This window comes from Gellertiella hungarica (genome assembly GCF_014197145.1).
Taxonomy (GTDB): domain Bacteria; phylum Pseudomonadota; class Alphaproteobacteria; order Rhizobiales; family Rhizobiaceae; genus Gellertiella; species Gellertiella hungarica.
In genome coordinates this window covers 231,590-243,667 of the sequence record NZ_JACIEZ010000003.1, presented here as the reverse complement: position 1 = coordinate 243,667, position 12,078 = coordinate 231,590, and the positions used below count along the sequence as shown (strand labels likewise).

Sequence of the window (12,078 nt, the reverse complement as noted above, 5' to 3'; positions counted from 1 at the left end):
TGCGGACATCCAATGTGCTTCTCCCGAAAATCAGACCTTCACGGCAAGTTCGATGACCAGCCCGTCATAGGCGGGCTCCACATGCGGCGGCGTTTCGCCCATCACGGTCTCGTAATCGAGCGGCGTATGCATGTGCGTCAGCACGGCGCGCTTCGGCTGGAAATGCTCGATCCAGCCCATGGATTGCTCCATCGAAAGATGGCTCGGGTGGAATCGGTACTGCAACGTGTCGATGATCAGCACATCGAGGCCGAACAGCTTCTCGACCGTTTCTTCCGGAAAGTCGCTGACATCGCTGCAATAGGCCAGATCGCCGATCCGGAAGCCGAGCGAGACGATGTCGCCATGGATTTGCTTCAGCGGCTGGAACGCGATCGGACCGCCGGCGCCGTCGATGACGACGGGCTTCTCGAGGTCCTCGATCAGCTCCGCGCGCACGATGGGTGGATAGCTCGATCCCGGCGGCGTCTCGAGGCAATAGCCGAAACCCTGGCGTATCCGTTCCATGGTCACCGGCTCGGCATAGATCGGAATGCGATTATGGGTGACGTGGAAGAAGCCTCGCAGATCGTCGATGCCGTGAAGATGGTCCGCATGGGCATGCGTGTAAAGCACGGCGTCGATGTGCTGCACGCCTGCATTGATCATTTGCTGACGAAAGTCCGGTCCGGTGTCGACAACAACGGTCGTGCGGCCGCCATCCTCTGAGATCTGCTCGACCAGAAAGGCTGCCCTCAGCCGCCTGTTGCGCGGGTTGTTCGGGTCGCAGGCGCCCCAGTCCCCGGTGATGCGGGGCACACCCGGCGAAGAGCCGCAGCCCAGAATGGTGAAACGCCGGATGGTTGCCACGCGTCAGATCCTCGGCAGCTTGGAGAAAATCCGGTAGGCGTTTTCCGTGCTTGCGGCGGCCATCTCCTCGTAGGAAACGCCTTTTGCCTCGGCCAGGAATTCCGCCGTGTTGACCACATAGGACGGCTCGTTGCGTTTTCCACGCCATTTCTTCGGCGCGAGATACGGCGCATCCGTCTCGACCAGCAGCCGGTCCATGGGAACCGTGGCTGCAATCGCCCTGATGTCTTCCGATTTCGGGAAGGTCAGGATGCCGGAGAAGGACACGTAGCCGCCAAGCTCCACGCCCACGCGGGCCAGCTCTGCCCCGGCTGAAAAGCAGTGGAGGATGAAGGGGAAGGCCCCCTTCCCCGTTTCCTCGGTCAGGATCGCCGCCATGTCCTCGTCCGCCGAGCGGCTGTGAATGACGAGCGGCAAGCCCGTGCGACGCGCGGCCTCGATGTGAACGAGCAGTCCCGCCTTCTGGTCGGCGGGCTTCTGGGTATCGTAGAAGTAGTCGAGGCCCGCCTCGCCGATGGCCACCACCTTCGGATTTTCGGAAAGCAGCACCAGCTCGTCCGCCGTCACGTCCAGTTCCTCGTCCGCATTGTTCGGATGGGTGCCGACCGAGCAGAAAATCGACGGAAACCGATCGCAGATCGCAAGGAGTTGCGGCAGCTTGCGAACCCGTGTCGAGATGGTCACCATCTGCTTCACGCCGGCTGCGTGGGCGCGGGCAACGACCTGATCCAGCTCTTCCGCGAAATCCGGGAAGTCCAGATGGCAATGGGTATCGATCAGCACCGGCTCAGTCCTCCTTGGGGACGTAACGCGGGAAGACCGGCGTCGGTGCCACGAGAGGGGTGCCTGCGGTCAGGCGGCCCTTTTCGCCCAGCCATTCGAAGGAACGGCGATCGTCCGGAACCGCCACGAGATCGAGCAGCTTGGCAGCGGACCCGGGAACGTAGGGCTGAAGCATGATCGAGATCTGCCGCACGACCTCCGCCGTGACGTAAAGCACGGTGGCCATGCGGGCGGGATCGGTCTTTTTCAGCGCCCAGGGCTCCTGGCCTGCGAAATACCGGTCGCCTTCCGAAACGAGGGCGATGATCGCTGTCAGCGCCTTGTGGATCTGCAGCCGGTTCATTTCCTCGCGGGCAATGGCGATGGTCTCGTCGGCAAGCTTCAGGATCGCCTGATCCGCATCGGTCAGCGCGCCCGGCGACGGGATTGCACCCTCGCAGTTCTTGACGATCATCGAGAGCGAGCGGCTTGCAAGATTGCCGATGCCGTTGGCAAGGTCCGCATTGATGCGGATGCCGATCTGTTCCTCGCTATAAGACCCGTCCTGGCCGAAGGACACTTCGCGCAGGAAGAAGTAGCGCACCTGATCGAGACCGAAATGGTTCACCAGGTTCACCGGATCGACCACGTTGCCAAGCGACTTCGACATCTTCTCGCCCTTGTTGAGCAGGAAGCCGTGAGCGAAGACCCGCTCTGGCAGCGGCACGCCGGCAGACATCAGGAAGGCCGGCCAGTAAACCGCGTGGAAGCGGATGATGTCCTTGCCGATGATGTGGATGCTGGCTGGCCAGAAGCGCGCCCGCTCCCCGCCCTCGATCCAGCCGGTGGCCGTCAGATAATTGGTCAGCGCATCCACCCAGACATACATCACATGGGCCGGATCGCCGGGCACCGGAATGCCCCAATCGAAGGTGGTGCGCGAGATCGACAGATCCTTGAGACCGGATTTCACGAAGGAAATGATCTCGTTCCTCCGCTCGGCCGGGCCGATGAAGTCGGGGTGTGCCTCGTAATGGGCAAGCAGCCTGTCGCCATAGGCGGAAAGGCGGAAGAAATAGCTTTCCTCGGAAACCCATTCGACCGGCGTGCCCTGCGGACCATAGCGCACGCCATCCGCCCTCACCTCGGTCTCGTCCTCGGCATAGAAGGCTTCGTCGCGCACCGAGTACCAGCCCGCATAGCTGTCCTTGTAGATGTCGCCATTCTGTTCCATGCGGCGCCACAGCTCCTGCACGGTCTTGTGATGGCGCTGTTCGGTGGTGCGGATGAAATCGTCGTTGGAGGCGTTCAGCAGCGTGGTCATCGCGCGGAATTCGGCCGAGTTGCGATCGGCCAGCTCCTGCGCGGTGATGCCTTCGTTGCGGGCCGTCTGCTGCATCTTCTGGCCGTGCTCGTCCGTACCCGTCAGGAAGAAGACATCGCGTCCATCCAGCCGCTGGAAGCGCGCCATGGCATCCGTCGCAATCAGCTCGTAGGCATGGCCGATATGGGGCTTGCCATTGGGATAGGAGATCGCGGTCGTGATGTAAAAAGGCGTCTTGTCCGTCATGGTCCGGGTTGTCCGATGGTCTTGAAATCTATTGGCTGCCCGCTCTTAGCGCATGTTGGCGGCAGGTGAAACAGCAAGTTTGGCGAAAGCGTCAGCCGAAGGCCTCGAGGATGGAAATGATTGTCTGCTTCTTGTCGAGATTGTAGCCTTGGGAAATGGCGATCCGCTCCGCCACCTGCGTGGAAAGACGCGAAAGCCGGTCCGCCTCCGGCAGATTGCCTGCCATGGCCGCTCCCCGGGCCATGTGCATCAGTTCCTCGGTCACATGACCGATGAAGAAGGCATGGATGATGTCCGCATCCTTGGCGGCCAGCACGTCGGCAAGCTTGTGCATCTTGCGCCGGCGCTGGGGTCCTTCGGTTGCGAGAATATCGCGGAATGCGGCCACGATATCGAGACCGCCGTAATTCACCAGCTTGAGCGCCTCGCCGACGCTGCCGCCGGCCATAGATAGCACCGTCTCCCGGTCCTTGGCCGGCACGGCGACACCAAGATGCGCGAGCGCGTTTTCCATGTCCGCTGCGCCGAGCGGCTCCAGCCTCAAACGCATGCAGCGGGAGCGGATGGTGGGCAAGAGCTTGCCGGGAGAATGCGTGAGCAAAAGCAGAAGTGACTTTTTAGGCGGCTCTTCGAGGATCTTCAGAAGCGCATTCGCCGCGTTACGGTTCATGTCATCAGCGGGATCGATGATGGCGATGCGCCAGTTGCCGGAACCCGATGTCTGCCCGAAGAACTTTCCCAGCCTTCGTACCTCATCGACGGTGATGGCGCTCTTCAGCCGACCGCTCTTCTCGTCCACGGGACGTTCGATGTGGAGGACGTTATGGGATGCGCCAGAGGCCATCTGCCGGCCGATGATCGAATCGGGATCGGGGTCGGCGAGATGATCCGGTGCGGCAAGCGGGTTCTCGTTCGCCAGCACATGGGCCGCGAAGCGAAAGGCCAGCGTGGCCTTGCCGATGCCTTCCGGTCCCTCGATGAGCACCGCATGATGCCCTTTGCCCGAGCGATAGGAATCCGCAAGAAAAGCTTCCGCCTGCGCATGGCCGAACAGCTTGGTGTTTGCAGGCGGCGGAATGGCGCCGTCCAGAAGGGCGGGATCGTTCTCGCTCATCGAATGACGTCTGCCTTGCGCCGGGCCTTGCCGGGTTCCGGCCTCAGCAGCACTTCGACCAGCTTCTGGATTTCGGCTGCGATGAGATCTTCGCTGCGAGCAGCATTCACCACCTTGCAGCGCTCCGGTTCGCGGATGGCGATGTCCAGAAAGCCGTGCCTGCGCTTTTCGTGCGTCTCCAGCTTTTCCTTCTCGTAACGGTCGGGCCCCGTGCTCACGGCCTGACCCCGGCTTCGGGCCCGCTCCAGTCCGAGTTCGGCGGGAATGTCCAGAATGATGGTGCGATCCGGGATCACGCCGTTGATGGCAACGCGCTGCAGCGCCTCGATGAAGTCAGGTTCGAGATTGCCCGTCACGCCCTGGTAAACCCGCGAGCTGTCCATGAAGCGGTCGCAGAGCACGACAGTGCCTCGTTCGAGCGCAGGCCGGATCACCTGCTCCACATGGTCGGATCGGGCGGCGGCAAAAAGCAGGGCTTCCATGCGCGTGCCATAGGCTTCGGCTGCCCCGTTCAGCAGCACGTGGCGAACGGCCTCGGCACCCGGCGACCCTCCCGGTTCGCGCGTGACCAGCACATCGTGGCCCTTCGCCCTAAGCGCAGCCGAAAGCCGGCGGATCTGGGTGGACTTGCCTGCCCCTTCTCCCCCTTCGAAGCTGATGAATAGACCGGATCGCGCCAAGGAAACCTTCCTGAAACCGGCGGCCATGGGGCCACCCCTGCTCTTCCTTTAATCGAACTTCGATTCCAGGCAAACCGTTCCGGGCGCAGGCCATGCCGCTTTTTGCCCGTCACCACCAGAAAAGCAGAAGCTCCTTCACGGCGTCAAACGCACGGTCGGTCAGACCGCCCTCCTCCACACGCTGGCGGGTATAAAGCGGCACCTCCCGCAGCAGCTTGGGACCAGCATAGAGCGAAAGCCGCCCGACCTCGCGACCCTCCTCGACCGGTGCATAGATCGGCCACTTGTAGGTGATGTGACCGGTGATGCGCTCCGGATTGGAAACAGGCACGAAGACCTGCACCTCTTCCTTTGCCGCAACCTCCACATGGGACGAAACGCCACCGTAGACGCTTACCTCCCCAACGGCCTCGTTGGCGGCAAACAGCTTGCGGTAGTCGAAGCTCGAGAGCCCCCATTCGAGCACCCGTTTGGTTTCTTCCTGGCGCTCCTTGTCGTTGGCGAGGCCGCCGAGAGCCACGAAGAGGCGCTTGCCATCGCGCTCGATGGAGGCTGCGATGGAATAGCCCTGCCCTTCCGTAAAGCCGGTCGCCAGTCCGTCAATCCCCAGCCCCTGCGTTGCCAGAGGATTGCGGTTGCGCTGGCGGATCTTGTTCCATTCGAAGTCGGCAAGCGTGTATGTCTTGTAGAGGTCGGGATAGGTCTGCTGGAAATGCTGCGACAGAAGCACCAGCTCCTTCATCGTCGTCCTGTTGTCAGGATGAGGCAAGCCGGTCGCGTTCCTGAGGGTCGTCACCTTGAGCCCCAGGTCGCGAGCGCGGTTGGTCATGCGCTCGGCGAACTGTGTTTCGGAGCCCGATATGCCCTCACCCAGGATGATGCAGGCGTCATTGGCCGAAAGCACCATCACGCCCTTCAGCAAGTCGTCTACCCGGATGGTTGACTTCAGCGCTGCAAACATCGTCGCAGTACCGGAAGGGGCGCCCCCGGTCCGCCAGGCATGCTCCGTCACCGGATAGGCCGTCTCCAGCGTGGTCTCCCGGTTGGCAAGAGCGCCCGCCACTGTTTCGGCAACAAGGATCTTCGCGAGGGACGCGGGGGCTATGGCTTCGTTCTCGTTCTTGGCGAGAAGGACTGTCCCGGTCTTGCCCTCGATGAGATAGGCCTGTTTGGCCTTGGTTTCGAAAGCGGAAGATCCCGTCTCGGCTGCCTGAACCCGAAGACCGGCCGAAAGACAAAGCGCTGTGGCAGCCAATGTCTGTGTCACCAGGCGAGCCAGGGCAGACAGCCTGACCGGCGATACCGTCCATGTCGGCGCACGAAGCGAAACCAGCTGAAATTTCATCACAATTCTCGTCCACCCGAACTTGCCTCATCTAGCGGCAGGCGGCGCCTCTTGCCAAGCGCAGCGGCGGGGAAATAGCGCTGTCTCCCGCCATACAGGGACGAGGCGCGGCATCCTTGCAACGCAACCCCGGCCGGATCGGCAGGGCTCTCCGCGTCAGGAATTGTTGCGGTGATAGGAGGCGAGGATCGATTCCGGCGTCAGCTCGCCCTTGAATTTCAGCACCGCATCGAAGGGACCGTCCGCATTTGCCGGAACTTCGATATAGGCAGAGGCAGCGGACATCGTGCCGAGCGTGTACATCGGGCGCTCATAGGGGAACGGACCAACGTCGGGAAGCGCCGGGAAGCTTGCCATTTCTGCGGGGGCTGCCATCGGTGCCGGAGCTGCAGACGGCATGGCGGCAAAGGGCTGTGCCGCGTCCTGATAGCTGGCGCTGGGCGTATTGCCGCCGTAGCCGATGGCCGAGGCCTGGGCATCCAGCGTCTGCACCTGCTTGCGAAGCGGTTCGGCGGAAGCGACCATGACACCCGTTGCAATCTGGCCTTCAGGCGCGATCTGCGGGCCGCGGCTGCCCTTCGGGCGGTAGGAGGCCATCAGGAAAGGCATGTCGTGTCCATCCATGCGGGCCTTGCCGACATACTGCACGCGCACCTTGCCCGTGCCGCTGTGCTTGAGGTCGAGCATTTCGGCGGTCTTGCCGGAGAGGTCGATCAGGCGGTTCGAGTGGTACGGACCGCGGTCGTTGACGCGCACGATGATGGACGCGCCATTCTCGACATTGGTGACGCGGGCATAGCTCGGAAGCGGAAACGTCGGATGCGCCGCCGTCAGTCCCTGCAGGTCATAAACCTCGCCATTGGCGGTCAGTCGCCCGTGGAAGGCGGAACCATACCAGGAGGCGACGCCCACCTTGTCATAGCCGAAGTCTTCCTTCGGCACGTAGCGCTTGCCCCTCACCACGTAGGGTTTGCCGACGATGTAGCGGCCGCCGCCCTTGGGGATGTTCTTGCCATAGGCAACCCGGGGACTTGCTTTCACCCCGTACTCGGATTCGGCGAAATATTCCTTGCTGCGCTTGCCGGAGGTCTTCTGGGGTTTCACCGTGCCGCAGGAGGCAAGCCCGACGCAGATCGCACCAAGGACCAGCCATCGAATGCCCGTACCCTTGGAAAAACAGCCCCGCTCGCCACGGCTCATGATGTCACCCTCAACGCAATACAAACCGGCCTGCCGCGCCCCGACCGTGAATCCACGATCCCCCGTGTGCGCGGGCTCCGTCGCCAGAACATGCTTCGAAGATGGCGAAAATGCGAATTAAATTGTGGAGAACGGAGCGTAACTTGCCGGCATGGTTAACGCAGGGTTTCCACCCCCTGCCCTCCGCTTCCGGGATCGCGCTCCGCAGTCCGGTTCGGCTCGGTCGCATCTCCGGGGTTACAGCACGTTAAGCGTGCAATAAGCGAATAATAATCACATAATATCGGCTGAACGCAACTTTTCGTGGAACAAACCTATGGTCCATCTGTTGCAGCGGGGCATCCCTTGAGACCCCATCCGCAAGGAGACATCCATGTTCTACACCGACAACAAGCTGCAGTTTCCGGTTCGCGTCGAGCGTCCGGACCCCCTCTTCGCACGCGCTCTCCAGCAGGCCATCGGCGGCGTCGAGGGCGAAATCCGCGTGGCCATGCAGTATTTCTTCCAGGCCTGCGGCGCACGCGGAAATCCGAAGTTCCGCGACATGCTGATGAACACCGCCGCCGAGGAACTCGGCCATATCGAAATGCTGGCGACTGCCGTCGCGATGAACCTCGAAGGCGCTCCCCTCAGCCTGAGGGAAGAGGTCGCGGCTGATCCCGTGGGCGGGGCGGTGCTCGGCGGCATGAACCTCAAGAACCTTCTTTCGGCGGGCCTCGCGGCGATGCCGGTCGATTCCGACGGGGTGCCCTTTGACATGTCGCACATCTATGCGAGCGGCAACATTGCCGCCGACATGACGGCCAATGTCACGGCAGAATCCACCGGCCGGGTGCTGGCGGTTCGGCTCTACAACATGACCGACGACCCCGGCATGAAGGAGATGCTGTCCTTCCTGATTGCGCGCGACACGATGCATCAGAACCAGTGGCTTGCCGCACTTCAGGAGCTCGGGCCGGCAACCAGCGTGTTTCCCATTCCGAACAGCTTCCCGCAGGACAAGGAACAGCAGGAATTCAGCTACGCCTATCTCGGCTTCCAGCACGACGGCAGCGAACCTGCCCCCGGTCGTTGGTCGGAAGGCACATCGCCGGATGGCAAGGGCGATTTCTCGACCCGCATCATGGAGCCGCTTGGCCAGAAACCGGTTCTTTCGCCCGCGAAACCGGGGGGCGGAGCCCAGGTGGAGCAGGAGCAGGCGCAGCCTCCGGTCTGAGACCAACATGCACAGCCGCGCAGCCTCCCGTGAGGCCGCGCGGACCCCATTCTGACCAGAGGAGATCCGGACCATGACAAGCACAAGCGGCAATGAAGGCAAGGATGACCGCACCGTCAATCCTTCGGCGGAAGGGCCGTCCGGCACAAGAGGCCTCGCATCCGGCCTGCAGCCGGGAGGCCGCGTTCCAGGCAAGAGCCCTGCCCCCGGCGCCGACAGCATGGGCGCTACCGAAAAGGGCGGCCCGGGAAAGCCCGGCCCGAACTGACCAATGGATTGATACCGCAACGCATGTCAGCTCCCCTCGAGGAGCTGGCGCTTTTGCCGTATCTGCTGGGTAAGGAAGGCTGCGACCGGTCGCAGCACCGGATCGGCCTTTCGCGTTTCGTGATAGCAGAGCCATACCGGTGACGGGAAACGCCGCAATGCACCGCAAAGGCCAAGGCCGTCCTCCATCCCGGCGGCAAGGGCCGGGAGTGCGCAAAGACCCAGCCCCGCTTTCGTCGCGGCCAGCAGTCCCGGTAAGGAGTTCGAGCGGTGCACGACCGCACCCTCCCCCGCCTGCCGCTCCAGCCAGACCAGCGGCTCCGCAAGCGCAAGCGGTCCGTCGCCGGCGATCACCGGATAACGGGCAAGCGCCGCCTCCTCGGCAGGTTCTCCCATCGTCTCCAGAAGCGCCATGCCGCCATAGATGGCCCAGACGGAATCCGGCAACCGCTGCCGGACGATACCCGGCTGTTCATTCGCACCACCCGCCCTGATGGCAATGTCCGCCTCCCCGCGCTGAAGATCGAGCCTGGCATCGGTGGTGACGATCTTGACGGAGACATCGGGAAATTGCTGGCGGATGGCAGGCAAAGCCGGCGCCAGAAGCCTGACAGCCGCCAGCTCGGTAGCGGTGATGCTGAGCGTGCCCTTGAGCTGCCTTCCCCTCTCCCGTGCCTTCGCCCCGAGCGCCTCCGCCTGCCGCTCCATTTCTTCCGCGAGCGGGAGAAGTTCCTGTCCCTCGGCGCTCAGCCGGTAGCCCTGCTGGTGGCGGTGAAACAGAGACAGCCCGAGATCCGCCTCCAGCTGGCGGAGCCGTCGCATGACGGTCGTCTGGTTGACACCGAGCGCCTGTGCGGCCTTGAGCGTCGAGCCCAGCCGGGCGGTTAGAAGAAAATCGCGGATGGAGGCCCAGTCATACATAGGCTCATTCTGCACCGATGCAGAACCAAACTGCAAGTCTCGCCAGAGGCGCAAAGCCTCGCCCAGTGCTAGATCGTCTGCCACAGAAAGCGGCGGGCACTGGCGCTCCCGCAAAGAAACAGACGGAGACAAGCATGTCGGCAGCAGAAAACCCATCCAGAAAGCAGATCGTTCTCGACTATGTCGACGCGATGAACAAAGGCGATTTTCAGCGCCTGAAGTCCCTCTTCAGCGACGACGCCGCGATCTATGGCGTGCTCGGCAAGGGAAACGTCGATTTTGCCATGCCGATCTGGAAGGACCTCCACGAAGCACTCTCCATGCATCTGGAGGTCTGCGAAATCATCGAGGAGGGCAATGTCGTTGCGGTGCGCTTTCGCGAAACGGGAAAGTCCGTCCAGCCCTTCCGCGGATTTCCTGCGACCGGCAAGACATTCGAACTCACCGCGATCGAGTGGTTCACCGTGGATAACGGCCGGATTACCAGCCGCTACGGTGTTCGTGACGGCAGCGCGCAGGCCCGCCAGCTTGGCTGGGCCGCCTGAAAAACCGAAAAAGGCCGGCGTCCCGTGACGCCGGCCTTTCTGTTTTATGGGAATCCCCGCGGGGCGCCGCGAAGTTACATCCAGTAATCGTAATCGAGGGTGACGTTGGCGGTCGAGCCGTTCGCAACCGGGCTCGAGAAGTCCCCCGTGACGATGACCTTCCCGTCCGACAGCTGAACGCTGGAGAGACCGAAGTCATGCGCATAGTGCGTCAGCGTATCGAGCTGCCCGTCGTTGCCGTTTTCGGTCCCCTGGTAGGTCCAGCCCGAACCATCGACCGTGAATTTCACGGACTCGTTCTTCTGGTTGAGGTCCCCATCGCCGGAGACGTTCACCAGGCCCGAATAATCGAAGCCCTCATGCAGGAAAAAGGTGTGGGTGAAGCCACTGCCCTGTGCGCTGCCATCCGTCTTCTCGAAGGAGAAGGTCTGCGTGTCGTGATATTTGTCCGCCGTGCCGACCACGGTGAACGATACCTCGGCCTTTGCGGAGAGGCCTTCCTTGTCGGTTACCGTATATTCGATCTTGTAAGTCTTCGTTTCGCCTTTCTTGAGGAAATCGAAAGCCGCCGAATTCTGGTCCACGATGATCTGGTGGGTGTTCTGGTCGAAGGTCACGCCATCCGGCAGGGTGCCAACGGAGAAGGACAGCTCGCTGATCGGCTTGTCGTCGGATACCAGAGTGTCCAGATCGATCGAAACGGTGAAGTCGCCTGCCTGATGCGAACCGTCGGCATTCGCGTCGGTCTCCTGCAGATTTCCGAAATCGTAGTTCTGCGCAGTCGGCGCCTGGTTCAGATCATCCCAGTGCTCGTTGTAGTCGCTGGGCAGGTCGTGATTGACGTCGGTCAGGTATTCGCGGGTGTGGAACTGCCCGTTCTTGCCCGAATCCTTCCAGGTGGACCGCGCTTCGCCGCTCATGAATTCGGCGAGGTGAATGGTGTAGCTCTTCTCCACGCCATCGACGGTGTAGGTCACCGTCATCAGCGGGTCCGGCTTGCCCGCGACGTCGGTGACTGCGCCGGTCTTGGACTGCGCCGCGGTGAAAAGGTTGCTGAGCGTGAAGGTGCCGGCCTGAATGGCAGACCGCAGCGCGATCGCTTCCGTCACCGCCATGCCATCCTTGAAGGCGTCGTAGGCCAGGTTCTCCGACATGCTGGCAACTTCCGACGTCAGCCACGACGTATACTGCTGCGATAGCGCGCCCTGCGTGACTGTCCCGCTGAAACCGAAAATCGTGTCCGTCATTGCAAGCTCCCTCATTACCTGTTCTTGTTGCAACAAAAAATTATCGTTAATAAACGATTAATTATAAGTTACGCCTGATGGGCATTACCGTCAATATTGAGGGGGGATTTTTCGCAGTACAGCAGCATTAGCGGCTACACATATTCAAGAAAGACAATCGGGCTGACAGAATTTCTGTTGAATGCAAGAGTGTGCAAGCAGGAAGGGCAGCGACGAATAGCCTTCCCGCCCTCGGTAATCCAGAACCGTAGCGGGCGCATCATGGGGACCGGAAGTGCGCGAAAATGGCGGAAGAGGTGGGATTCGAACCCACGGTACGGTTTCCCGCACGCCGGTTTTCAAGACCGGTAAAAATTTACTGA

11 protein-coding genes and 1 pseudogene are annotated in these 12,078 nt (G+C 61.8%); 3 read left to right on the top strand and 9 right to left on the bottom strand.

What is annotated here, in order from left to right:
• Positions 1-30 precede the first annotated feature (30 nt).
• From GGR23_RS09710 to GGR23_RS09680, 7 genes and pseudogenes are all read right to left on the bottom strand, one after another.
• The gene (locus GGR23_RS09710; RefSeq protein ID WP_183366072.1) at positions 31-849 is read right to left on the bottom strand and encodes an MBL fold metallo-hydrolase; all 819 of its coding nucleotides are present in this window, start codon (positions 847-849) and stop codon (positions 31-33) included.
• A 3-nt stretch (positions 850-852) separates the two neighbouring features.
• Positions 853-1,632, bottom strand: coding sequence for a TatD family hydrolase (locus GGR23_RS09705; protein WP_183366070.1), 780 nt, complete (start codon positions 1,630-1,632; stop codon positions 853-855).
• 4 nt (positions 1,633-1,636) lie between these two features.
• Positions 1,637-3,199: pseudogene (metG, locus tag GGR23_RS09700) on the bottom strand (methionine--tRNA ligase); the annotation flags it as partial.
• A 73-nt stretch (positions 3,200-3,272) separates the two neighbouring features.
• Positions 3,273-4,295 carry a DNA polymerase III subunit delta' gene (locus GGR23_RS09695; RefSeq protein ID WP_183366066.1) on the bottom strand — a complete coding sequence of 341 codons (1,023 nt, stop codon included), beginning with the start codon at positions 4,293-4,295 and terminating at the stop codon, positions 3,273-3,275.
• Positions 4,292-5,002, bottom strand: a complete 711-nt coding sequence (gene tmk / locus GGR23_RS09690) for a dTMP kinase (protein ID WP_183366064.1) — start codon at positions 5,000-5,002, stop codon at positions 4,292-4,294. Before tmk ends, GGR23_RS09695 begins: the two co-directional genes overlap by 4 nt.
• 82 nt (positions 5,003-5,084) lie before the next feature.
• Positions 5,085-6,320, bottom strand: a complete 1,236-nt coding sequence (locus tag GGR23_RS09685; protein WP_183366062.1) for a D-alanyl-D-alanine carboxypeptidase family protein — start codon at positions 6,318-6,320, stop codon at positions 5,085-5,087.
• 156 nt (positions 6,321-6,476) lie between these two features.
• The gene (locus GGR23_RS09680) at positions 6,477-7,520 is read right to left on the bottom strand and encodes a septal ring lytic transglycosylase RlpA family protein (protein ID WP_183366060.1); all 1,044 of its coding nucleotides are present in this window, start codon (positions 7,518-7,520) and stop codon (positions 6,477-6,479) included.
• Between the two features lie 373 nt (positions 7,521-7,893).
• Between GGR23_RS09680 and GGR23_RS09675 the strand changes: the two genes are divergently transcribed.
• Both GGR23_RS09675 and GGR23_RS09670 read left to right on the top strand, forming a co-directional pair.
• Positions 7,894-8,736 (top strand): manganese catalase family protein, encoded by an 843-nt coding sequence (locus GGR23_RS09675; RefSeq protein ID WP_183366058.1) that lies wholly within the window; start codon positions 7,894-7,896, stop codon positions 8,734-8,736.
• 73 nt (positions 8,737-8,809) lie between these two features.
• Positions 8,810-9,004 carry a hypothetical protein gene (locus tag GGR23_RS09670; protein WP_183366056.1) on the top strand — a complete coding sequence of 65 codons (195 nt, stop codon included), beginning with the start codon at positions 8,810-8,812 and terminating at the stop codon, positions 9,002-9,004.
• Between the two features lie 26 nt (positions 9,005-9,030).
• On the opposite strand, the gene GGR23_RS09665 is transcribed toward GGR23_RS09670, so the two are convergent.
• Entirely contained in the window at positions 9,031-9,924 is an 894-nt protein-coding gene (locus tag GGR23_RS09665) for a LysR family transcriptional regulator (RefSeq protein ID WP_183366054.1), read from the bottom strand.
• Between the two features lie 134 nt (positions 9,925-10,058).
• On the opposite strand from GGR23_RS09665, the gene GGR23_RS09660 reads away from it, so the two are divergent.
• A complete protein-coding gene (locus GGR23_RS09660) occupies positions 10,059-10,469 on the top strand; it encodes an ester cyclase (RefSeq protein WP_183366052.1) in 411 nt (136 codons plus the stop codon).
• 74 nt (positions 10,470-10,543) lie between these two features.
• Here GGR23_RS09660 and GGR23_RS09655 read toward each other — a convergent pair whose 3' ends face one another.
• Complete coding sequence (locus GGR23_RS09655; RefSeq protein ID WP_183366050.1) at positions 10,544-11,716, bottom strand: hypothetical protein; 1,173 nt, start codon at positions 11,714-11,716, stop codon at positions 10,544-10,546.
• Between the last annotated feature and the right edge of the window lie 362 nt (positions 11,717-12,078).